This window comes from Crossiella sp. NPDC003009, from assembly GCF_053591555.1.
Genome location: NZ_JBSFUA010000008.1, coordinates 201,024 through 224,296, shown reverse-complemented (window position 1 = coordinate 224,296; position 23,273 = coordinate 201,024). Strand labels below are relative to the sequence as shown.

The 23,273-nt window shown below is 72.3% G+C and carries 17 protein-coding genes; 9 read left to right on the top strand and 8 right to left on the bottom strand.

What is annotated here, in order from left to right:
- Positions 1-22: 22 nt before the first annotated feature.
- From ACWDY5_RS12155 to ACWDY5_RS12145, 3 genes are read right to left on the bottom strand one after another with little or no spacing between them, the layout of a single operon-like run.
- On the bottom strand, positions 23-778 hold the full coding sequence (locus ACWDY5_RS12155) for an SDR family NAD(P)-dependent oxidoreductase (protein ID WP_449722255.1): 756 nt from the start codon (positions 776-778) through the stop codon (positions 23-25).
- The gene (locus ACWDY5_RS12150; protein WP_449722254.1) at positions 778-2,076 is read right to left on the bottom strand and encodes an enolase C-terminal domain-like protein; all 1,299 of its coding nucleotides are present in this window, start codon (positions 2,074-2,076) and stop codon (positions 778-780) included. The genes ACWDY5_RS12155 and ACWDY5_RS12150 overlap by 1 nt, the downstream gene beginning before the upstream one ends.
- Position 2,077: 1 nt before the next feature.
- Complete coding sequence (locus ACWDY5_RS12145) at positions 2,078-2,944, bottom strand: fumarylacetoacetate hydrolase family protein (RefSeq protein ID WP_449722253.1); 867 nt, start codon at positions 2,942-2,944, stop codon at positions 2,078-2,080.
- Positions 2,945-3,063: 119 nt separating this feature from the next.
- Between ACWDY5_RS12145 and ACWDY5_RS12140 the strand changes: the two genes are divergently transcribed.
- Complete coding sequence (locus tag ACWDY5_RS12140; protein WP_449722252.1) at positions 3,064-6,060, top strand: S8 family peptidase; 2,997 nt, start codon at positions 3,064-3,066, stop codon at positions 6,058-6,060.
- On the opposite strand, the gene ACWDY5_RS12135 is transcribed toward ACWDY5_RS12140, so the two are convergent.
- The gene (locus ACWDY5_RS12135; protein ID WP_449722251.1) at positions 6,052-6,663 is read right to left on the bottom strand and encodes an HAD family hydrolase; all 612 of its coding nucleotides are present in this window, start codon (positions 6,661-6,663) and stop codon (positions 6,052-6,054) included. The two genes, ACWDY5_RS12140 and ACWDY5_RS12135, sit on opposite strands and share 9 nt — an antisense overlap.
- A gap of 109 nt (positions 6,664-6,772) precedes the next feature.
- On the opposite strand from ACWDY5_RS12135, the gene ACWDY5_RS12130 reads away from it, so the two are divergent.
- Complete coding sequence (locus tag ACWDY5_RS12130; RefSeq protein ID WP_449722304.1) at positions 6,773-7,732, top strand: N-acetylglucosamine kinase; 960 nt, start codon at positions 6,773-6,775, stop codon at positions 7,730-7,732.
- Here ACWDY5_RS12130 and ACWDY5_RS12125 read toward each other — a convergent pair.
- Positions 7,719-8,396, bottom strand: a complete 678-nt coding sequence (locus ACWDY5_RS12125; RefSeq protein WP_449722250.1) for a DUF3159 domain-containing protein — start codon at positions 8,394-8,396, stop codon at positions 7,719-7,721. The two genes, ACWDY5_RS12130 and ACWDY5_RS12125, sit on opposite strands and share 14 nt — an antisense overlap.
- 191 nt (positions 8,397-8,587) lie before the next feature.
- Here ACWDY5_RS12125 and ACWDY5_RS12120 point away from each other — a divergent pair, with 191 nt between their 5' ends.
- The 6 genes from ACWDY5_RS12120 to ACWDY5_RS12095 are packed head-to-tail and all read left to right on the top strand — an operon-like array spanning position 8,588 to position 15,417.
- The gene (locus ACWDY5_RS12120) at positions 8,588-9,862 is read left to right on the top strand and encodes an ROK family transcriptional regulator (protein WP_449722249.1); all 1,275 of its coding nucleotides are present in this window, start codon (positions 8,588-8,590) and stop codon (positions 9,860-9,862) included.
- A 16-nt stretch (positions 9,863-9,878) separates the two neighbouring features.
- On the top strand, positions 9,879-11,219 hold the full coding sequence (locus ACWDY5_RS12115) for an extracellular solute-binding protein (protein ID WP_449722248.1): 1,341 nt from the start codon (positions 9,879-9,881) through the stop codon (positions 11,217-11,219).
- Positions 11,220-11,223: 4 nt separating this feature from the next.
- A complete protein-coding gene (locus ACWDY5_RS12110) occupies positions 11,224-12,210 on the top strand; it encodes a carbohydrate ABC transporter permease (RefSeq protein ID WP_449722247.1) in 987 nt (328 codons plus the stop codon).
- A complete protein-coding gene (locus tag ACWDY5_RS12105) occupies positions 12,207-13,100 on the top strand; it encodes a carbohydrate ABC transporter permease (RefSeq protein WP_374213140.1) in 894 nt (297 codons plus the stop codon). Before ACWDY5_RS12110 ends, ACWDY5_RS12105 begins: the two co-directional genes overlap by 4 nt.
- A 2-nt stretch (positions 13,101-13,102) precedes the next feature.
- A complete protein-coding gene (locus ACWDY5_RS12100; protein ID WP_449722246.1) occupies positions 13,103-14,368 on the top strand; it encodes a 6-phospho-beta-glucosidase in 1,266 nt (421 codons plus the stop codon).
- Complete coding sequence (locus tag ACWDY5_RS12095; RefSeq protein WP_449722245.1) at positions 14,365-15,417, top strand: N-acetylglucosamine kinase; 1,053 nt, start codon at positions 14,365-14,367, stop codon at positions 15,415-15,417. Before ACWDY5_RS12100 ends, ACWDY5_RS12095 begins: the two co-directional genes overlap by 4 nt.
- Before the next feature lie 58 nt (positions 15,418-15,475).
- Here ACWDY5_RS12095 and ACWDY5_RS12090 read toward each other — a convergent pair whose 3' ends face one another.
- Positions 15,476-16,345 carry a hypothetical protein gene (locus ACWDY5_RS12090; RefSeq protein WP_449722244.1) on the bottom strand — a complete coding sequence of 290 codons (870 nt, stop codon included), beginning with the start codon at positions 16,343-16,345 and terminating at the stop codon, positions 15,476-15,478.
- 157 nt (positions 16,346-16,502) lie between these two features.
- Here ACWDY5_RS12090 and ACWDY5_RS12085 point away from each other — a divergent pair, with 157 nt between their 5' ends.
- On the top strand, positions 16,503-17,303 hold the full coding sequence (locus tag ACWDY5_RS12085; protein ID WP_449722243.1) for an SGNH/GDSL hydrolase family protein: 801 nt from the start codon (positions 16,503-16,505) through the stop codon (positions 17,301-17,303).
- A gap of 262 nt (positions 17,304-17,565) precedes the next feature.
- On the opposite strand, the gene ACWDY5_RS12080 is transcribed toward ACWDY5_RS12085, so the two are convergent.
- Positions 17,566-20,373, bottom strand: coding sequence for a BTAD domain-containing putative transcriptional regulator (locus tag ACWDY5_RS12080; protein WP_449722242.1), 2,808 nt, complete (start codon positions 20,371-20,373; stop codon positions 17,566-17,568).
- A complete protein-coding gene (locus ACWDY5_RS12075) occupies positions 20,370-23,183 on the bottom strand; it encodes a BTAD domain-containing putative transcriptional regulator (RefSeq protein WP_449722241.1) in 2,814 nt (937 codons plus the stop codon). Before ACWDY5_RS12075 ends, ACWDY5_RS12080 begins: the two co-directional genes overlap by 4 nt.
- Positions 23,184-23,273: the final 90 nt, after the last annotated feature.

The following is a 23,273-nucleotide window of genomic DNA, read 5'->3' as shown; positions in this document are numbered from 1 at the left end:
GACTCGCTGGTGTGGATCTACCTCAACTGGGCTGCGGCCGCAGCCGCAGTCCGTGCATCCCGCCGTCCACGGCGAGCACGGTGCCGACGGTGGCACCCGAAGCGGGTCCGGCGAGGTAGGCGATGGCGTTGGCCACCTCGTCGGCGGAAACCAGGCGGCCGGTGGGCTGGCGGGCCTGGAGCGCGGCGCGCTCGGCCGCCGGGTCCGGCGCGGCGTCGAGCAGGCGGCCCACCCAGGGGGTGTCCACGGTGCCCGGCGCGACGCAGTTGACCCGGATGCCCTCGCGCACGTGGTCGGCGGCCATGGCCAGGGTGAGGCCGTAGACCGCGCCCTTGCTGGCCGAGTACAGCGCCCGCTGGGGCAGCCCGGCCCAGGCGGCGATGGAGCAGGTGTTCACGATCGCGGCGGCCGGGGAGCGGCGCAGGTGCGGCAGCGCGGCCCGGCTGACCCTGGCCATGCCGACCACGTTGATGTCCAGCACCCTGGCCCATTCCTCGTCGGTGTTCGCGCCGACGTCGCCCTGCGCGCCGATCCCGGCGTTGTTCACCAGCACGTCGATCCGGCCGTACTCGGCGATCACCGCGTCGATCGCGGCGACCACCGTGGCATCGTCGGCGACGTCGCAGCGCACGCCGAACAGCGGCGCGGGGACCTCGGGGTTGAGGTCGAGGCAGGCGACCTTCGCGCCCCGCGCGGACAGCGCCTGCGCGGTGGCCAGGCCGATGCCGGAGGCGCCGCCGGTGACCACGGCGACCAGTCCGTCGAACTCGCTGCTCATCAGGGCGTCTCCGTCCACTCAGGACCGTCCGGGTAGCGGAACCCGTGCAGTGTGGCGGGTTTCATCTCCGCGGAGAACCCGGGCGCGGTGGGCGTCCGGTAGCGGCCGTCGCGCACGACCGCCGGGTCGACGAAGTGTTCGTGCAGGTGGTCCACCCACTCGATCATCCGCCCCTCCCGCGTCCCCGAGACGGCAACGTAGTCGAACATCGCCAGGTGTTGCACCAGTTCGCACAGCCCGACCCCGCCGGCGTGCGGGCAGACCGGCACGCCGAACTTGGCCGCGAGCAGCAGGATGGCCAGGTTCTCGTTGACCCCGCCGACCCTGGCCGCGTCCAGCTGGAGCACGTCGATCGCGTCCGCGGCCAGCAGCTGCTTGAACATCACCCGGTTGTGCACGTGCTCGCCGGTGGCCACCTTGATCGGGCGGACCGCGCGCGCGATGGCCTGGTGGCCGAGCACGTCGTCCGGCGAGGTGGGCTCCTCGATCCAGTACGGGTGGTAGGGGGCCAGGGCCTGCATCCAGGTGACCGCGTCACCCACGTCCCAGCGCTGGTTGGCGTCCACCGCGATCGGGTAGTCCGGCCCGACCACCTCGCGCGCCAGCTTCATCCGGCGCACGTCGTCCTCGAGGTTGCCGCCCACCTTGAGCTTGATCATCCCGAAGCCGTCGGCCAGCGCCTCGCGGGTGAGCCTGGTCAGCTTCTCGTCGCTGTAGCCCAGCCAGCCGGGCGAGGTGGTGTAGGCCGGGTAGCCCTCGGCCAGCAGCTTCTCGATCCGCTCTGCCTTGCCCTTTTCCGCCTTCTTCAGCATCAGCAGGGCCTGCGGCGGGGTGAGCACGTCGCGCAGGTAGCGGAAGTCGACCAGGCCGACGATCTCCTCCGGGGTCAGCTCGGCCAGGAAGCGCCACAGCGGCAGCCCGGCGGCGCGGGCGGCCAGGTCCCAGGCGGCGTTGACCACCGCGCCGACCGCCATGTGCACCACGCCCTTCTCCGGGCCCAGCCAGCGCAGCTGCGAGTCGCCGATCAGCCGCTGGGACAGCGCGCCCAGCTCGGCCGCACTGGTCGGCGCGGGCTGGCCGATCAGGTGCGGGGACAGCGCCTGGATCGCGGCGGCCTGCACGTCGTTGCCGCGGCCGATGGTGAAGGCGAAGCCGTAGCCGCGGGCGCCGTCGTCGGTGCTCAGCACCACGTAGGCCGCGGAGTAGTCGGGGTCGGGGTTCATCGCGTCCGAGCCGTCCAGCTCACGCGAGGTGGGGAAGCGGACGTCGAGCACGTCCACCGAGGTGATCAAGGACATGTCAGGCCTGCCCAAAGGTCTGCCGCTGCTTGCCAAGGCCCTCGATCTCCAGTTCCACCACGTCGCCGCCGCGCAGGTAGGGCTTGGGCTCGGGCTGGCCGAGCGCGACCCCGGCCGGGGTGCCGGTGTTGATCAGGTCGCCGGGCCGCAGCACCATGAACTGGCTCAGGTAGCGGACGCACTCGGCCACCGAGAAGATCATGTTCTTGGTGCTGCCGTCCTGCCGGGGCACGCCGTTGACCGAGAGCTTCAGCGACAGCGACTGCACGTCGCCGACCTCGCCGGCCGGCACCAGGTACGGGCCGAGCGGGTTGAAGGTCTCGCAGCTCTTGCCCTTGTCCCAGGTGCCGCCGCGCTCCAGCTGGAACTCGCGCTCGGAGACGTCGTGGGAGACCGCGTACCCGGCCACGCAGGCCAGCGCGCTCTCGTGGTCCTCCAGGTACCGGGCGGTGCTGCCGATGATCACACCGAGTTCCACTTCCCAGTCCGTCTTCACCGAGCGACGCGGCACCAGCACCTCGTCGTACGGCCCGACCAAGGTGTCCGGAGCCTTCATGAACACCACCGGCTCGGCGGGCAGCTCCGCCCCGGTCTCCTCGGCGTGGTCGCGGTAGTTGAGGCCGATGCAGACGATCTTGCCCGGCCGCGCGATCGGCGGGCCGACCCGCAGGCCGGAGCCGTCGCCGGGGTCGGCCAGCGCGGGCAGCTCGCCCGCGGCCAGCGCCGCGGCGGTGCGGGCCAGCCCGTCCGCGGCCAGGAACTCGCCGGTGATGTCGGTGGTCAGCGGGCGCAGGTCGTGGAGCGTGCCGTCCTCGGCCCGCACCGCGGGCGACTCGTTGCCAGGATCGCCAAGCCGCAGCAGCTGCACGGTGTCACTCCTCGTCGTCTCCGGAGCCGTCCCCAGACATCGGATGTATATCGCCTTAAGCGACCCGATGTCTAGCCCCTATGGCCGCCGAAGCACCAATTGAACGGTGAACACCTCGGATGAATAAGCGCAGTCTTGCCCTACTCAGCCTCGCCGCGCTGCTCTGCGCGGGCGGTGCCGTGCCCGCCGGGGCACTCTCCGAGCCGCTACTGGCCCCTGGCCTGGGCGGACCCCGTCTGGGAGCGCTGCCACACATGGGGCCGGACACCACGCTAGCGGGCAAGTCCGGTCCGGTCACCGCCTTCGTGGAGCTGACCGGCGCGCGCGGCGGCGAGGATCTGGTGACCAAGCTGCGGACCAGGGACAACCGGGCCCGGCTGCTGCACCGGACGACCGCGGTGGCCGGGCTGCTGGTCCACGCGGAGGCGGCCGCGCTGCGCGAGCTGGCCCAGGACACCGCGGTGCGCTCGGTGCGCCCGGTCACCCGGCACTTCCGCACCAACGCGGGCGCGGGGCCGCTGACCGGCGCGGTCACCGCCTGGCAGCGGCTGGGCGTGCTCGGCGAGGGCGTGCGGATCGGCATCGTGGACGACGGCATCGACTACCGGCACGCCGACTTCGGCGGGCCGGGCCAGTTCCCCACCGCCAAGGTCATCGGCGGCACCGACCTGGCCGGGGACGCCTACGACCCGGTGCGCGGCATCCCGCCGAAGCCGGACGCGGACCCGATGTCCTGCGGCGGGCACGGCACGCACGTGGCGGGCAGCGCGGCCGGGTTCGGCGTGCGCAAGGACGGCACCCCGGTCACCGACCCGGCCGCGGCAGACGTGACCGACCTACGGATCGGGCCGGGCGCGGCGCCGGGGGCGAAGCTGTACGCGATCAAGGTCTTCGGCTGCACCGGCGGCACCGAGCTGGTCACCGCGGCCCTGGACCGGGCGCTGGACCCCAACGGCGACGGCGACCCCTCGGACCGGCTGGACGTGGTGAACCTGTCCCTGGGCAGCGACTTCGGCGATCCGGACAGCCCGGAGGCGCTGTTCGTGCGCACGCTGACCGCGGCCGGCTCACTGGTGGTCGCCTCGGCGGGCAACGGCGGCGACCTCTACGGGGCCAGCGGCTCCCCCGGCAACACCCCGGCCGCGCTCACCGTGGCCAACAGCAGAGACGCCTACCTGCTGCGCGACGCGGCCACCGTGCTGGCCCCGCAACCCGTTGCCGGACAACGCCTCGGCCAGTTCAGCGTGGCCTACACCGACTACGACCGGCTGAACCTGGACCGCGCGGTGGTCACCCTGCCCGGCAACGCCGACGGCTGCCGCGAGTACTCCACCGACGAGGCCGCGGCGGCCAGGGACAAGCTGGTCTGGCTGGACTGGGAGGAGGACGACACCCGCCGCGTCTGCGGCTCCGCACCGCGGGCCACCTGGGCGCAGCTGGCCGGTGCCGCCGGAGTGCTGCTTTCGTCCACTGTGGACGATTTCAGCGCGGGTATCGACGGGGTGCCGGAGCTGCCGGTGTTCCAGTTCACCGCGACCGGCGGCGCGGGCCTGGCCGGGGCCGCGCGGGCCGGCACGCTGCGGGTGCGGCTGGCCGCCGAGGGCCGCAACGCGGTGCCCGAGCGCAGGCCGGAGTTGACCGACACGATCAGTCCGACCTCCGCCCGCGGCGTGCACTTCCCCTCGGTGAAGCCGGATCTGGCCGCGCCGGGCGAGACCATCGCCTCCGCGGCCAGCGGCACCGGCGACGGGGTGTCCGTGCTGACCGGCACCTCGATGTCCGCGCCGCACGTGGCCGGGCTGGCCGCGCTGCTGCGGCAGCGGCGGCCGGAGTTCACCCCGGCCGAGCTCAAGGCCGCGCTGATGAACACCGCGGGCGCGGACCTCCGGCAGGGCAACGCGGTGGCCGGTCCACGACGGGTGGGCGCGGGCCGGGTGCAGGCGGTGGCCGCGCTGGAGACCGAGCTGCTCGCCTACGCCGCGGACGCGCCGGAGGCGGTCAGCGTCTCCTTCGGCACGGTGCCCGCTGAGCAGCCGATCTCGTTGTCCCGCAAGGTGGTCATCCGCAGCAGGGGCGGCGCGCGCACGGTGCGCACCGGCTACGCGGCGGCCACCACCATGCCCGGCGCGCGGATCCGGGTCGAGCCCGCCCAGGTCAGCGTGCCGGCGGGCGGCGCGGCGGAGGTCACCGTCACCCTGGACGTGGAGCCGAAGGTGTTGCGGCGCAACCCCGATCCCACCGTGGCCGCCACCCAGGAGGACCTGCCCCGGCAGTTCCTGCCCGATGTCTCCGGCCGCCTGCTGCTCACCCCGGACACCGGCCCCGCGCTGCGGGTTCCGGTGCACGCCGCGCCAAAACCGGTGGCGCGCACCGGGGTCGAGCTGGTGCGCAGCTCGGGGCGTCGGCTGCTGCGGTTCACCGGCGATGGCCTGGACCAGGGCGCGGGCAGCCTCGGCTACCGGTCCCTGGCCGGCGTGTTCGAGCTGCACGGCAGCTCCAGCGGCGAGCTGCGGCACGTGGGCGCGACCTCCACCGCCCCATTGGCGGGCACCCGCGGCCTGCTCGGCTTCGGCCTGGCCGCCAAGCGGGAGTGGACGCTGCTCGGCGCCAGGGTCACGCCCTACGTGGAGATCAGCACCACCGGCGACGACCAGCCCGAGTTCCGGGTGATCGCGACCAGGGTGCCCGGCACCGACCTGCTGGTGGCCCGCACCGACGACCTGACCGTGCCCGAGGGCCCGGTGACCGTGGACGTGCAGCCGCTCAACGGACTCGGCGGCGACACCGACGCCAACCTCTTCGACAGCGATGTGCTGGTGCTGCCGGTGTCCCTGCTCGCGCTGAACATCGCGCCGGAGGCGAGCTCCGCGCCGCTGACCTACACCGCGGGCATCCAGGGCCCGTGGGGCGAGGGCCGGATCAGCACTCCGATGGCCTTCGATCCCTTGCACCCCAGGGTGTTCACCAAGGGCTCCGGCACACCGGCACTGGTCTACGAGGCCCAGCCGGGCACCAGCCTCCTGCTGCAACAGCACACCGTCGGGTGGCCCGAACTGCTGGTGCTGCACCACCACAACGCCGGTGGCGGGCGCGCGCAGGTGCTGGGGTCAGCGTGAGCGGTGCGGCCGGATGTCCACCGCGGGCATCCCGGCTCGCCCCGCCGCGTACAGCCCGCTCTCGGTGTCCTCGAACACCAGGCAGCGGGAGGGCACCGCGCCGAGCACGGTGGCGGCCAGCAGGAACAGGTCGGGGGCCGGTTTGCCGCGCATGACCTGCTCGCGGGTGATCAGCACGTCGAAGAGCCCGCGCAGCCCGGTGGCCAGCAGGATGGCCTGCGCGGTGCCCCGGCTGCAACTGGTGGTCACCGCGGTCGGCACCCGGCCCTGCGCCCAGCGGGCCATCGCGACCACCCTGGGCACCTCGCGCACCTCGGCCAGCCGGGTGAGCACCGCGCGCTGGCACTCCTGCTGGAGCTCGCGCACCGGTAAGTCCTTGGGCAGGAAGCCACGGGCGACCAGCCGCGCCGCCCAGTCGGTGAACGCGATCCCCTCCGGTGCACCGGCCACGGCGGGCACACTCAACCCGTGCCTGGCGAACACCTCACGCAGCGCGGCCCGGTGCACCGCGTGCGAGTCGACCAGCGTGCCGTCGAGATCGAAGACCAACGCGTCGAAGCTCCGGTGCCCCGGTAGTAGTGGTGGCACGTCCAGATGGAACACGGCGCCGCCCCCTGTTCCTCCCCAGGAATTTTTCAGTTAATTGTTGTCCAGTTTGCCACTCAACCGGAAAACTATCTACAACTCCAGCCATCAAACTGAGCGGGTGACGATGAACTTCCTCGGCGTGGACACCGGCGCGACCACCACCCGGGCCCTGTTGATCTCCGACGCCGGCGCCCGCCTGGGCGCCGGCCGGGCCGAGGGCGGCAACCCGAACGCGCACCCGCCGGGGGTGGCCGCGGCCAGGGTGGCCCAGGCGGTCGGCCAGGCCCTCGGCGGCAGCGACCCGGCCGGGGTCGGCGCGCTGGTGCTGGGCATCGCCGGGGCGGCCAAGATGGCCGACCCCTCGGTCCGCGCGCTGTTCGAGGCCGCCCTCCGCGCCACCGGCCTGACCTGCCCGATCAAGGTGGTCGCCGACTGCGAGGCGGCCTTCGCCACCGCCGCGGCCACCGGCGAGGGCACCGTGCTGGTCGCGGGCACCGGCTCGATCGCGGCCCGCATCTCCGGGCACCGGATGGTGGCCACCGCGGGCGGCTTCGGCTGGCTGCTGGGCGATGAGGGCTCGGCCTACTGGCTGGGCCGGGAGGCGGTCCGGGCCACCCTGCGCCGGGTGGAGGCCGGGACCGAGCTGGGCACCCTGGGCACCGCGGTCTTCGCACACGCCGGACTCGCCCCGGACCCGGACCAGGTGCAGGCCCGCCGGGCGCTGATCACCGCGGTGAACGCCGAGTCACCGATCCGGCTGGCCGGGTTCGCCCCGCTGGTCAGCGCGCACGCGGCCACCGACCAGGCGGCGGCCGACATCGTCGAGCGCGGCGCGGCGCACCTCACCGAGACCGCGCTGGCCACCAGGACCCCCGGCGACACCAGCCCGGTGGTGCTCACCGGCAGCCTGGTCACCTCGGCCACCCCGGTCGGCGACCGGGTGCGCGCCGCGCTGACCAGCCGCGCGGGCGGGCCGGTGCGGGTGGCCGCGGACGGCACCACCGGGGCGGCCTGGCTGGCCGCGCTGGACTCGGTGACCGGCGAGGAGGCCCAAGCGCTGCACCGCAAGCTCAGCCGGGCGTGACCTGGTGCTCCGGCTTCTGGGGATGCCGGATGCCGGGGTGGCCCCCGGGCAGCACCCGGAACAGCACCCAGCCGCTGACCGCCACGCACAGCGCCACCAGCGGCCAGCTCAGCGCCACCCTGGACACACCGAGCGCGACCACCGCGTCGATCCACCACAGCGAGCTGAACACCACGATCCGCACCAGGTACTGCCCGACCCAGACCCAGCTGGCCAGCCGGTAGGCGCGCAGCAGGTCCGGGTCGCGGCGCCAGCGGGTGCGCTGGCCGAGCGCGGTGCCGACCACCACGCCCAGCAGCGGCCAGCCGATCACGATGCTGACCGACCAGGCCAGCGCGCTCGCCACGTTGGAAAGCAGCTGGACCAGGAAGAAGTCCGCGGCCCGGCCGGTGTAGAGGGCGACCAGCGCGGCCGCGCACACGCCGAGCATGCCCAGCAGCACCGCGCGCGGGCGGTCGCCCTTGACCAGCCGGTAGGTCGCGATGACCAGGCCCACGGCGAGCGCGACCGCCGAACCGATCCAGATCGACTCGTCGGCGAGCAGCCAGCCGATCACGAAGGCCAGCGGGGGCAGGGTGGCGTCGACCGCGCCACCACGGCCACCGAGCAGGGCGCCGAGGGATTCCTGACCGGCGGCCTGGCGGGAGTCGGCGGAGGGTTCCACAGCTACCAGCCTGCCTCATCACGGCCGCGGATCCCACCGATAAGTGAGGCGAACCTAAGCCGATCCGCCGCGTGGTGGATCTTGCTCAATTCGGTAAGGAACGTTACAAACGAGTTCCGACCGTTGACCCGGGTGAGCGTGGTCACTACGGTGACCCGAAATCGTCTGGAAAGTTAACAGACAGGAGGGTCATGCGAGCCGGTAGCCCGCGCCTGCTGCGTGAGATCAACGATCGCGCGGCCATCGACGCGTTGCTGCGGCACGGCGCCCTCACCCGGTCCGAGCTGGAAGCCCAGATCGGGCTGTCGAAACCGGCAACCGCCGCACTGCTGACAAGACTGGAGACCGAGGGCGCGGTGGTGCGCGCCGGGCTCCGCGGCGGCGGCCGGGGGCCACGGGCCCAGCTCTGGACCGTCAACGGCACGCTGGCCAGCGTGGCCGCGGTGGACCTCACCCCGCGCGGGGTGGACATCGCCATCGCCGACATCACCGGCACGCTGCTGGCCGAGCACCACACCGCGCTGCCCCGCGGCGGCCAGGACACCGTGCTGGCCGCCTTCCAGGCCGCGCTCAACGCCGCGGCGGGCCGGGCCGGGGTGGACCCCGGCGGACTCTGCCAGGTGGTCATCGGCGCGCCCGGCGGGGTCAACCCGGCCACCGGGCACCTCGGCTTCGCCCCGCACCTGCGCACCTGGGAGGGCTTCGACGTGCCGGGCACGCTCACCGAGCTGCTCTCGGTGCCGGTGACGGTGGAGAACGACGTCAACCTGGTCGCGCTGGAGGAGATGACCTCCGGCCGGGCCGGGGACGTGCGGGACTTCGTGCTGATCTGGATCAGCGCCGGCCTCGGCTCCGCGGTGGTGATCAACCGCCACCTGCTGCGCGGAGCCACCGGCGGCGCGGGCGAGATCGACTCCATGCGGGTGCCGGACCGGGCCACCGCGGACACCGGCGTGGACCGCGGCGGCATCCGGCTCGGCGACCTGCTGGCCACCGGTTCGGTGGTCAAGCTGGCCAGGGCGCACGGGCTGGCCGCGCGCAGCGGCGCCATCGCGCTGCGCAAGGCGGTGGAGGCCGGCGACGGCGGCCGGGCCTTCCTGCTCGACCTGGCCCGGCGCATCGCCACCGGCGTGGCCGGCGTGGTGAGCGTGGTCGACCCGCAGCTGGTGCTGCTGGCCGGTGAGACGGCGCAGGCCGGTGGCGAGGAGTTCAGCGCCATGGTCGCGGCCGAGCTGCACCAGCTGGTCACCCCGAGAACTCCGGTGCGCACCTCGTTGGTCACCGGGAAACCGGTGCGCTCCGGCGCACTGCACGCGGCGCTCGCCCTGGCGCGGGAAGAGGTGTTCGGACTCGTCGCCGCCACAGCCGATCCGTTTCGCGGGCTGCGCAAGCCCGCCGGTGCAGCACCACCGGGCCCCCGACGGCCCCCGCTGCGCGCTCGACACATTTCCCCGACACCACACTGAAAACCCAGGAGTTCGCATGCGCAAGACCTCTCGCGCGGTCCTGCTCAGCGCCACGGCGGCAGCCGCGCTGCTCATCTCGGCCTGTGCCGGCGGCGGTGGCGGCGGCACCGGCGCGCCCGGCGCCGCGCCCGGCAAGGACGACAAGCTGTCCCTGACCGTCTACAGCAACTTCGAGGGCCGCGAGTACAAGGCGGTCACCGAGGCGCTCAACCGGATCAAGACCAGGTTCCCCAACTTCGAGATCAAGCACGAGGGCACCCAGGACGACGAGAAGATCACCGGCGCGATCCGCGGCGGCAACCCGCCGGACGTGGCGATCTCGTTCTTCACCGACAACCTGGGCCAGTTCTGCTCCTCCGGCAGCTTCCAGAACCTGCAGCCCTACATCGACCGGGACAAGGCGGACCTCAACGTCATCCCGAAGGCGGTGCGGGACTACACCGAGTACAAGGGCAACCGGTGCTCGATGCCGATGCTCACCGACATCTACGCCTTCTACTTCAACAAGGACATGTTCGCCAAGGCGGGCCTGACCGAGCCGCCGAAGACGACTGACCAGCTGCTCGAGGCGACCAAGAAGCTGACCGAGTTCAACGAGGACGGCTCGATCAAGGTCGCCGGCTTCATGCCGCTGATCCCGCACTACCGCAACCAGGCGCAGAACTGGACGCCGATGTTCGGCGCCCGCTACCTCGGCGCCGACGGCAAGTCCAACCTGGCCGGCAGCCCGGAGTGGAAGGAGCTCTTCGAGTTCCAGAAGAAGCTGGTCGACTTCTACGGCTACGACAAGATCGAGAAGTTTCGGGCGGGCCTCGGCCAGGAGTACTCGGCCGACCACGCCTTCCAGAAGGGCAAGCTCGCCATGATGCTCGACGGCGAGTACCGCACGGCCTTCCTGGCCAGTGACGCCAAGGACATCAACTACGGCACCGCGCCCGCGCCGGTGACGCCGACCAAGCCCGAGCTCTACGGCGGCGGTTTCGCCACCGGCACCATCATCGGCATCCCCAAGGGCGTGAAGAACCCCGGCGCCTCCTGGGAGCTGATCAAGCAGATGTCGCTGGACACCGACACGCTGGTGCAGCTGTCCAACGCGATCAAGAACATCCCGACCACCGAGGCTTCCATGAAGGACCCGAAGCTGGAGGTCACCCCGCAGTTCAAGACGTTCCTGGACATCTTCGGCTCCGGCAAGCTCTGGTCCAACCCGGCCACCCCGATCGGCGACGCGCACCTCAAGGCGGTCAACGACTTCGCCGAGAAGTGGCAGTCCGGCAAGGTGACCGACATCGCGGCCGAGCTGAAGAAGGTCGACGCGCAGGTCGACGACGCACTGGCACAGAAGGCCGGTAAGTAGTTCCATGACCGCCACGCTTGAGCGCGCGAGCGCCGCCCGGCCCGTCCCCAGCAAGGGGCGGGCCGGGCGGCGGCGCCGGAACTTCCTGACCGTCCTGGGCTTCATGTCCCCGGCGATCATCGGGTTCGCGGTGTTCTTCGGCTACCCGCTGATCGCCACCATCTACTTCTCCTTCACCAGGTACGACCTGATCAACGCACCGGAGTGGCTGGGCTTCGACAACTACATCCGGATGTTCACCAGCGAGCCGCTGGTGGGCGTCGCGGTGTGGAACACGCTCTGGCTGGTCGTCATCCTGACCACCTGCCGGGTGATCTTCGCGCTCGGCACGGCCATGGTGATCTCGCGGCTCAAGAGCGGGGTCGGCCTGGTCCGCACCCTGTGCTACCTGCCCTCGCTGGCCCCGCCGGTGGCGGCCACGATCACCTTCGTCTTCCTGTTCAACCCCGAGTTCGGGCCGATCAACAAGTTCCTCAAGTTCCTCGGCGTGGACGGCGGGCTGTGGTTCTCCGACCCGGAGATGGCCAAGCCCGCGCTGACCATCCTGGCGCTGTGGGGCTCCGGCGAGCTGATGATCATCCTGCTGGCCGCCCTGCTGGACGTGCCACAGGAGCAGTACGAGGCGGCCGAGATCGACGGCGCGGGGCCGTTCCGCAAGTTCTTCTACATCACGCTGCCGTCGATCTCGCCGGTGCTGATGTTCGGCATCGTGAACTCGGTCATCTTCGCCCTGCAGTTCTTCACCCAGGCCGTGGTGGCCGGTTCGGTGGCCTCCGGTTCGGCCGAGGTCGCGGGCAACGCCAAGGACATCGGCTTCCCGCAGAACTCCACCCTGACCTTCCCGGTCTGGCTCTACGTCCAGGGCTTCCGCTACTTCAACATGGGTTACGCGGCGGCCATGGCGACCCTGCTGTTCATCGTCTCCTTCGCCTTCACCGCGCTGCTGGTGCGGCAGATGCGTCGGGCCTCGCACGTCGAGGAGGGCTCGTGACCACCGCGACCGCAACACGTCCGGCTACTCGCAGGCGGCCCCCGCCGAAGCGGAAGCCCAGTGGCTCGTGGCAGAAGACGCTGTACTGGATCGCCACGCACAGCATCGGCATCGCGCTGGCGCTGGCCTTCTCGCTGCCGATCGTGTTCGTCTTCCTGACCGCGTTCATGTCCGACAGCCAGGCGCTGTCCTCCAGCCTGTGGCCGGAGTCCTGGCACCCGGAGAACTTCTTCCGGGTGTTCGAGAAGGCGCCGCTGCTGGAGTACACGCTCAACAGCCTGATGTACTCGCTGCTGGCCACCGCGGGCATGCTGCTCTCGGCGATCCCGGCGGCCTACGCGCTGGCCAGGCTGAAGTGGAAGGGCCGCAACGGGGTCTTCCTGCTGGTGGTGGCCGCGATGATGCTGCCGCCGCAGGTGGTGGCGGTGCCGCTGTACGACATGTGGGTCAAGTTCGGCCTGACCGGCACCCTGTGGCCGCTGATCGTGCCGTACTTCCTCTTCGACGCCTTCAGCGTGTTCCTGCTGCGCCAGTTCTTCCTGACCATCCCGCAGGACTACATCGACTCGGCCAAGATCGACGGCTGCAACGAGTTCACCGCCGTGCTGCGGGTGCTCATCCCGATGTCCCGCCCGGGAATCGCGGCCACCGGGCTGTTCTGCTTCCTCTACACCTGGAACGACTTCTTCGGTCCGCTGATCTACACCGGGGAGAACAAGGCCAACTGGCCGCTGTCGTTGTCACTGGCCTCGTTCCGGGGCCAGCACGCCGTGGAGTGGAACCTGATGATGGCCGCCACGGCGCTGATCATGGTTCCCGCCATCGTGCTGTTCCTGTTCGCGCAGAAGTCCTTCGTCCGAGGGATCACCTTCACCGGAGTTAAGGGTTAACGATGAAGCTCACCGTCGTCGGAGGCGGCTCCACCTACACCCCTGAGCTGATCGACGGGATCGCCGGGCGCAGAACCAGCCTTGCGGTGGACGAGATCGTGCTGGTCGACCCGGACGAGCACCGGCTCGCGGTGATCGGCGAGTTCAGCCAGCGGTTGCTCGACCACGCGGGACACCCGGCCAGGGTGCGCACCACCACGGACCTGGAGTCCGGCGCCGAGGGCGCGGCCGCGGTGCTGCTACAGCTGCGCGTCGGCGGGCAGGAGGCCCGCCGCTCGGATGAGACCTTCCCGCTGGAATGCGGCTGCGTCGGGCAGGAGACCACCGGAGCGGGCGGTCTGGCCAAGGCGCTGCGCACGGTCCCGGTGGTGCTCGACATCGCCGAGCGGGTGCGCAAGGTCACCGGGCCGGACACCTGGATCGTCAACTTCACCAACCCGGTCGGCATCGTCACCAGAGCCTTGGTGCAGGCCGGTTTCCGGGCGGTCGGCCTGTGCAACGTGGCCATCGGCTTCCAGCGCTACGTCGGCAAGCTGCTCGGCGCGGCCCCGGAACAGGTGCGGCTGGGCCACATCGGCCTCAACCACCTGACCTGGGAGCGCGAGGTGCTGGTGGACGGCGTGGACGTGCTGCCGAGGCTGCTCTCGGAGTTCGGCGAGGACGTGGCCGAGCACATCGGGCTGCCCGCCGAGCTGATGCGGCGGCTGGGCGTGGTGCCCTCCTACTACCTCAAGTACTTCTACAGCCACGACGAGGTGGTGGCCAGGCAGCGCACCGAGCCGCCGCGCGCGGAGGTGGTCAGCCTGGTGGAGAAGGAGCTCATGGGCGTCTACGCCGATCCCGCGGTGGTGACCAAGCCGGAGGCGCTGTCCCAGCGCGGCGGCGCCTACTACTCCGAGGCCGCGGTCCAGCTGGTGCACGCGCTCACCGGCGGCGAGCAGGGCGAGGAGCACGTGGTCAACGTGCGCAACAACGGCACGTTCTCGTTCCTGCCGGACGACGCGGTGATCGAGGTTCCGTCCATTGTGGACCAAAACGGCGCGAAGCCGTTGCCGGTCAAGCCGGTCGAGCCCGAGTACTCGGGCCTGATCAGCCACGTCACCGCCTACGAGTACCTGGCCCTGGAGGCCGCGCTGCACGGCGGCCGGGACCGGGTGGCCAACGCGCTGCTCGCGCACCCGCTGATCGGCCAGTGGAGCATCGCGGAGAAGCTGGCCGACCAGCTCGTCGCGGAGAACGCCGACCTGCTGCCGTGGGCGAAGGCATGAGCGGGAGACCCGAGATCAGTGATCTCGTCCTGGCCATCGACGGCGGCAACAGCAAGACCGATGTGATGCTGGTGTCCCGGGACGGCGAGGTGCTGTCCCGGGTCCGCGGCATCGGCTCGCCGCCGCAGACGGTGGGCATGCAGCGGGGCCTGGACACCTTCGAGAGCCTGATCGTCGAGGCCGCCCGGCAGGCGGGCTACGCCGGCACGGCTCCCTTCGCCGCGCACACCTCGGCCTACCTGGCTGGCGCGGACCTGCCCAAGGAGGAGCAGTTCCTCCAGGAGGCGATCACCGCGCGCGGCTGGTCGGCCACGACCACGGTGGCCAACGACACCTTCGCCCTGCTGCGCGCGGGCAGTCCCACCGGCGCGGGCGTGGCGGTGGTCTGCGGCGCGGGTATCAACGGCGTCGGGGTGGCCCCGGACGGCCGGGTGCACCGCTTCCCCGCGCTGGGCCGGATCTCCGGCGACTGGGGCGGCGGCGCGCACCTGGGCAGCGAGGCGCTGTGGCTGGCGGTGCGGGCCGAGGACGGCAGGGGCGAGCCCACCGCGCTGCTGCCCGCCATCCGCGAGCACTTCGCGGTGCCCACCCTGCTGGAGCTGATCGAGCGGCTGCACTTCGGCGAGCTGTCCGAGGACGTGCTGCACGAGCTGTCCCCGCTGCTGTTCCGGGTGGCCGGGCAGGGCGACGCGGTGGCCCAGCAGGTGGTGGACCGGCTGATCGACGAGGTCAGCCTGCTGGCCACGGTCAGCCTGCGGCAGCTCGACCTCACCGCCGAGCCGGTGCACGTGGTGCTCGGCGGCGGGGTGCTCACCGGCGTCGGCCCCGCGGTGATCGAGGCGGTGGCCAAGCGCTGCCGGGCGGTCGCCCCGCTGGCCGAGATCATCGTGGTGGACCCGCCACCGGTGGTCGGCGCGGCACTGGCCGGGCTGGACGTGCTCGGCGCGGACCGGGAAGCGGAAACCCGGCTGCGCGCCGGTTTCCTGTCCCCAGCCGCGGATGAGAGCGCTCCAGTGGATGGTGGCGCGGAGGAAGCGGCCGCGGTGTGAGCCCCGCGGCGGTCCCGGCCCCTGAACCGAGACCGCCGCGGTTTCCACCGGAGAGGGCTCACCTGGTGGCGAGGCGCAGCGCGCCGCCCTTGTTCTCGTCGTCGGTGCCCAGCAACATCTCCCCGCACCTGGCGTCCAGGCAGGTCACCGCCTCGATCTTGCGCCCGGTGAAGGTGCCGATCCGCCTCGGCTCCTTCCGGACCTCCAGCGCCACCCCGTTCGCCCCCGCGCTCACCCGGCCGGCCGAGTAGGTCGCGGAGTCGAACGGACCGTCGTCCCCGTTGTCCGAGGCGGCCGAGATGACCAGCTCACCGTCGGGCAGCACGTCCAGGTCGGACATGTGCCGCACGTTCTTCCTCGGGTAGGGCACCCGGACCGCCGCGGACCTCACCGGCCCGAAGGTCAGCTTCACCAGGTCGAACTCGGCCGCGTAGAGCGTGGCCGGCCTGCTGTCCAGGCCCCGGTCGGCCCACAGCGCGATCGTCCTGCCGCCCGCGGCGGCCAGCGCGAAGCTCTCGTAGTCATCACCCGCCTGGCCCGGCGGCACCTGGAAGGTCTGCCGCACGGACACCTCACCGGCGCCGAGCTTGATCAGGAAACCCTTGCCCTTGCTGGCCAGCACGATGAACTCGCCGGCCCGCCCGGGCACGGGCTCGATCGACTCCAGGTCCACCGGCAGCTCACCGCGCCACTCCAGCGGCTGGACGACCGGCTTCTTGCCGTCGGCCTGCACCACCCTGGCGATCCGGTTCTGTCCCGGCTTCTTGTTGTCGCGCACGATGAGCGACTCGACCCGGCCATCGCTCCGGGCCAGCACGGTGGTGCCGCTGACCCCGGAGAGGATGTCCGAGCCGACCTGTTGCCACTCCTGCGGGGCGGCCTGCGCGGCCGGAGCCGCCAGCAGCAGCACCGCCAAAGATCCGATCACAACACGACGCATGGCTCGAAGTGTCGCCAGAATCACGCGGCAACTGGCTCATACTTTCGGTCGTACATCCGATGACTTTCCACAGTTACTGGCGAGTAACCTTCGCCATCGTAACTGACGGTAGCGTAGGTCGCGCTCCGCTTGTCATGCTGGCCGGATGGAGAAGCCGCTAGAAGAGGAGGCCGTGCCGGGCCTCTGGGGGTCCTACGCCGCGCTGGGCGACAGCTTCACCGAGGGCCTCGACGATCCGTTGCCGGACGGCAGTTTCCGTGGCTGGGCAGACCGATTGGCCACGCACCTGGCCGCGGCCCGCCCGCACCTGCGCTACGCGAACCTCGCGATCCGGGGCAAACTGCTCGGCCAGATCATCGACGAGCAGCTGCCGGTGGCGGTAGCCCTGCAACCGGAACTGGTCACGTTCTGTGCAGGCGGCAACGACATCCTGCGTCCAGGCAGCGACCCGGACGCCCTGGCCGTGGAGTTCGAGGCGGCCACCGCCCAGCTCCGCGCGGCAGGAGCCGACGTGGTCATCTGCACCGGCTTCGACACCAAGGACGTGCCCATCATGCGCCGCGTCCGAGGCAAGATAGCCACCTACAACGCCCACCTCCGCGCCATCGCCGACCGCCACGACTGCTACGTCGTCGACCTGTGGTCCATGGCTGTCCTGCAAGACCCCCGGGCCTGGAGCGAAGACCGCCTCCACCTGTCCCCCGAAGGCCACGAGCGAGTCGCCCTCCGCGCCTGCGCGGAACTCGGCATCCCGGTCACCGCCAACTGGTCCGAGCCATGGCCCCCCGCCGAACCACCCGACTGGCTCACCCTCCGCCGCGCCGACCTGAAATGGGCAAGACAACACTTCGTGCCGTGGCTGGGCCGCAGACTGGCCGGAAGGTCCTCCGCGGACGGCATCGAGCCCAAGCGCCCGGAACTGGCGGAACTCTGCGAGAAGGCCTGAAACACACCACACCCGGCATCCGGGGACGCGGATGCCGGGTGTGACAAGTGGGCGACGAACCTCCCCCAGAAGGCTCCCCCAGTGCCGCCATGTCGCTGGTGCAGCGCGAACCAACCACCGACAGCACAGAGAATTCCACGACCCGCTTGACGGAGCCTAACCGCGAACTAAACGAGATCAGCGGGGCATGGCGGGTAGCCTCCAGTGTGCCGTCTGAGACGGCCACGTACCAGCGTTTTCCCGGCATTGGCCACAAAACACCTCAGCCGAGCTGGGCCAGCCGGTCCCGCAGCACCTCCAGCTCGGGCAGCCGCAGCACCTCGTAGAGCTCCAGCGACCGCTGCCACACGACCCTGGCCCCGCTGGGGTCGCCGCGCGAGACGAGCACCTCGCCGAACTCCATCAGCATCCGGGCTTCCTGCGGTTTGGAACCGGCGGCCTCAGCTGCGGCCACCGCGTCCCGGTAGTACCGCTCGGCCTCGTCCAGGCGGCCGAGGTCCCGGCTGACGTCGCCCATGCCGCCGAGCACGATGGCCATCCGGTCGTTGTTGTTGGAGTCGCGGTAGATGTCGAGGGCCTCGCGCAGGTGCACCAGGGCCTGTTCGTGGTCGCGGTGCCGGATGGCGATCTCGGCCATGTTGGTCAGCGCGATGGGCAGCACGAAGAAGTTGCCGATCCGCCTGCTCAGCTCGATCGCCCGGCGGCAGGACTCGACCGCCTCGTCCTTGCGGCCGGTCTCGTACAGGTACTGCGTCATGTTGCTGGACAGCAGCGCCAGCGAGGCCAGGTCACCGATCTCCTCGGCGATCCGGTAGGCGGTGGAGTCGTGGTGCAGGGACAGCTCGGGCAGCCCGCGCCGGCCGTGGATCATGCCCAGCGCGGTGTGGATGCGCACCTCGCCCCACCGGTTGCCCAGCAGCCTGGCCGCTTCCAGCCCGATCAGGTTGACCTTGACCGCGTCCTCCCACGGGAACCGCGCGTCCAGGTACGGGTTGAGCATGGTGGGCAGCTGCCAGGCGGCCTCGTGCTGGCCGGACTCGTCGGCGAGCACCACCACCGAGGTCAGGTTGGCCCACTCGGCGTCGAAGAAGGCCAGCGCCTGCTGCCGGTCGTTGAGGGTCGGCTGCCGCACGTGCGGGCGGGTCAGGCCGGGGCGCAGGTCGTCCAGGATGGGCCGCATCAGCCTGCGCGCCCGGTCGGCCACCACCAGGTAGTAGTCGAGCAGGCCGCGCAGCGCGCTGTCCCGCTCCTTCTCCTCGGTCTCGTTGCGGAACAGCGCCCTGGCGTACAGGCGCATCAGGTCGTGCATGGAGAACCGGTCGACCTCGTGCTCGATCACCAGGTGCGCGGCGGCCAGCGCGCGCAGCGAGCGCCGGGCCTGGGCCACCCCGACCTCGGCCATGGTGGCCATCAGGTACGGCGAGACGTCCCGGCCGGGGTGCCCGCCGAGCAGCCGGAACACGCTGGCGTGCGGTGGCGGCAGGTCCCGGTAGGACAGGTCGAAGGCGCCGCGCACCGAGGTGTCGGTCTCCTCCACGTCCAGCGCGGCCAGCCGCTCGTGCTCATCGGCCAGCTCCTCCACCAGGTCGCCGACCTCGCGTTCGGGGTTGACCGCGAGCCGGGCGGCGGCGATCCGCAGCGCCAGCGGCAGGTTGCCGCACAGCTCGGCCAGCCGCCGCACCTGGGCCAGGTCGTGCTCGGAGTGCCGCTCGCCGGCCACCCGGTTGATCAGCTGCACGGTGTCGGCCATGGACAGCGTGTCCAGCGGCAGCACCCTGGCCCCGTTGGTCACCACCAGCCCGTCCAGCCGACGCCTGCTGGTCACCACGGTGAACGCGCCGCTGGTGGGCAGCAGCGGACGCACCTGGTCGGAGTCGTGCGCGTCGTCGAGCAGCACCAGCATCCGCCGCCCGGCGATGGTGGAGCGGTAGAGCGCCAGCCGCTCGTCGAACTCCGCCGGCACCGACTCCGGCCGCACGCCGAGAGCGACCAGGAAGTGCCGCAGCACCTCGGCCGGGTCCACCGGCGAGTGCTCGGGGTCGAACCCGCGCAGCGATGCGTAGAGCTGGCCGTCCGGGAACTCGGCGGCGGCCCGCTGCGCCCAGGTCAGCGCGAGCGCGCTCTTGCCCACCCCGGCGGTGCCCGCCAGCACCGCGATGCGCGGGCCGTCGGCCATGCCGACCAGCCGGTTCAGCCAGGCCAGCTCGGCGCTGCGGCCGGTGAACCCGGCGGGCGCGGGCGGCAGCTGCACCGGCACGCTGGGCAGCGCCGAGGGCGGCGAGACCGGGCGCTGGGCGGCCGGGTCCGGCGCGAGCTCGTCGGTGAGCACCTGGCGGTGCAGCTCCTGCAGGGTGGGGCCGGGGTCGATGCCCAGCTCGTCGACCAGCCGGACCCGGAAGGACTGGTAGGCGCCGAGCGCGTCGGCCCGCCGCCCGCTGCGGTAGAGCGCCAGCACCAGCTGCCCGACCAGCCGCTCCCGGAACGGCTGCTCGGCGACCAGTCGCTGGAGCTCCACGACCACCTCGCCGTGCCGCCCGAGGTCCAGCTCGGCCTGGATCCACTCCTCCACCGCGACCAGCCGCAGCTCCTCCAGCTCGGGCGCGACATCGCGCAGCACCTGGGAGGAGGGCACATCGCTGAGCACCGGGCCGCGCCAGAGCTTGACCGCCTCGCTGAGCAGCTCCCGCCTGCGCGCGGCCGGTTCGCCGCGGGCGGCGCTGAGCAGCGCCCTGGCCCGGTGCAGGTCGACCAGCCGGGGGTCCGCGCGCAGCAGGTAGCCGGAGGCGTGCGTGATCAGGGTGACCGAGCCGGCGGGGTCGGCCTCGGTGAGCACCCTGCGCAGCCGGGAGACGTGCCCGTGCACCACGGTGCGCGCGGTCGGCGGCGGCTCGTCCTCCCACAGCGTGGCCTGGATCCGGTCGTGCCCGACGACCTGGTTGACCTCCAGCGCGAGCAGCGCCAGCAGGCAGCGCGCGCCCGCCCTGCCCATCGCCAGCGGGGTGCCGCCGACCACCAGCTCGACCGGGCCGAGCACGCGGAACTCCAAGGGCGGCAACGTCTCCTGGTTCACCGGCCGGCCTCCAGGGTGGCCAGCCTGGTGCGCACGGTCTCGGCCTCACCGCGGTCGAAGGCGGCCAGGATCTCCAGCGCCCGCCGCCACTGGGTGGCCGCGGCCAGGGTGTCCCCGGTGGCGAAGGCGACGTCGCCGAGACCGCGCCTGGCGAAGGCCTCCTGCCGGTTCATGCCGTGGCTGATGGCCAGTGCGAGGGCCTGCCGGTTGGCCGCGGCCGCGCCGTCGATCTCGCCGCGGGCCAGCCGGGCCCGGCCCAGGTTGTTCAGCGCGGTGGCCCGGAAGCCGTCGTCGCCGATCTCCTCGTCGATGGCCACCGCCCGCTGGAAGTAGGCCTCGGCCCGTTCCGGCCTGCCGGAGTCCAGGGCCAGCACGCCGAGGGTGTTGTTGATCGCGGACTCGGAGTGCCGGTCGCCGATCTCCTGGTTGCGCCGGATCGCCTCCGCGGCGGCCGCCTCGGCCTGCTCGGTGCGGCGCAGCCAGGCCAGCGCGCCGGCCACGTTGGTGGCGGCGCGGGCGGCGGCCTGCCGGTCACCGGCTTCGGTGGCCGCGGCCAGCGACTCCTGGTAGTAGTGCAGGGACTCCTCCTCGCGGCCCAGCCGGTGCGAGGCCGCGCCGAGCCCGTTGAGCATCATGGCCACGCCCGCGCCCTCACCGGCGGCGGTGGCCGCGGCCAGGCCGAGCTCGTTCACGCTGATCCAGTCCTCCACCCGGTCACGCATCGCCAGGTACATCGACACCGGCCTGGCCAGCAGCCAGGTCTCCCGGGGGAAGCCCTCTTCCCTGGCCAGCCGGATGACCGCGACCGCGTTGGCCCGTTCCGCCTCGAACCAGCGCAGCGCCTCCTCCGCGCCCCAGTCCGGCACCGGGTCGGCGGCCTCGCCAGGCGGCAGACCAAAACCGTGGGTGGCCGGGCTGAACTTCACCGCGGCGTGCGCGCACCAGCGCCAGTAGTGGTGGATGAGCCGCCGCTGGGCCGCCCGCCGGGTGGCTTCGCTCAGTTCGGTGCGGGCCAGCTCGCGGGCGTGCAGCCGGATGAGGTCGTGCAGGGCGAAGCGGTCCCGCCGCCACTCGGTCAGCAGGTGCGCGGCGGTGAGCGCGCGCAGCGCCCGCCGGGCCGCGGCCGGGGTGGTGCCGGCCAGCGCGGCCACCAGGTCAGGGGTGAGCACCGGGCCGGGGTGCAGGCCGAGCAGCCGGAACACCGCGGCCGGTTCCGGTGCGAGGTCCCGGTAGGAGATGTCGAAGGCGCCGCGCACCGAGGAGCCCTCCTCCTCCAGCCCGGCCAGCCGGTGCTGCTCGTCGCGCAGCTCGGCGGCCAGTTTGGCGGGGTCACCCGCGGCGGCCAGCCGGGCGGCGACCACCCGCAGCGCCAGTGGCAGGTCCCCGCACAGCGCGGCCAGCTCGTCCAGCACCGCGGGGTCGGCGTGGCCGGCGCGGCCCAGCAGCGCGACGCCTTCGGCGCGGGGCAGCGTGCCCAGGGTGTGGATGCCGGCGCCGTGGCTGACCACCAGGCCGTCCAGCCGCCGCCTGCTGGTGATCAGGGCCAGTGAGCCGCCGCCGGGCGGCAGCAGCGGGCGGACCTGCTCGGAGTCGCGGGCGTCGTCCAGCAGCACCAGCACCCGCCGCCCGGCCAGCATCGAGCGGTACAGCGCCAGGCGCTCGTCGAAGGGCACCGGCACCGCGCCGGGGGCCAGGCCCAGCTCCAGCAGGAACTGCCGGAGCAGCTCGGCGGTCTCGGCAGGCGGGTGCTCGGGGTCGAAGCCGCGCAGCGCGCCGAAGAGCGCCCCGTCCCTGAACCGGCCGGCGGTCCGGCGGGCCCAGGTCAGCGCGAGCGCGGTCTTGCCGATGCCACCCGCGCCGGCCAGCACGCCGACCGCGGACTCCCCGGCCTGCTCGGCCCTGGTCACCAGCTCGTCCAGCCAGGTCTGCTCGGCGGCCCTGCCGGTGAACCCGTACGCGGGCGCGGGCAGTTCGGTCGGCGCGGGCGGGGCGGTGGCGGTCTCGGCCTGCTGCACGCACAGCGCCGGATCGTCGGTGCGCACTCGCTCGGCCAGTTCGCGCAGCTCAGGCCGGGGATCGAGGCCGAGCCGGGCGGCGATCCGCTGCTGGTAGCCGGTGTAGGCGCGCAGGGCCTCGGTGCGGCGGCCGCAGCGGTACAGCGCGAGCACCGCGTACTCGGCCAGCCGCTCCCGGAACGGCTGGTCGGCGTGCAACTGGAGGATCCGCGGCAGTGTCTCCTCGTGCCTGCCCATGGCCAGCTGGGCGCCGAGGTGCTCCTCGGTCACGGTCAGCCGCAGCTCCACCAGCTCCGGCGCCAGCTCCCTGGCCAGCACCGGCGAGCCGAGACCGGCCAGCGGCTCGTCCCGCCACAGGTCGAGCACCTGGCCGAGCAGCTCGGCGCGCGGGCCGGGCGGCAGGTCGCGGGCGGCCGCGGCCAGGCCGCGCGCCCGGTGCGCGTCGACCAGGCCGGGGTCCATCCGGAGCAGGTAGCCGGGCGCCCGCGTGTCCAAGGACACAGGCAGCGCCAGCTCGGCGAAGAGCTTGCGGAGCCGGGAGACGTAGCCCTGGACGATGGTGCGCGCGGTCGCCGGGGGCCGTCCGTCCCACAGCACCTCGGTGATTCGTTCCGCGCTGACCACCTGTCCCGGTTCCGCCACCAGCGCCGCGAGCAGGCAGCGCACGGCGGAGCCACCCACCGGAACCGGTTCCCCGTCCAGGACGAGCTCCACCGGCCCCAGCAGACGGATTTCGACGCGCTGGGTCGTCGGCCCTGACGAGCAGGTCTCCGCCACCTTGTCTTCGCGCCGCACGGTGGGCACGTTACGACCTTTCGGCGTCCCCTGGGTAAGTCGCGGTACGCCATTCCGTAGTAGTACGGACGACCCGGACGGGGGATCGCT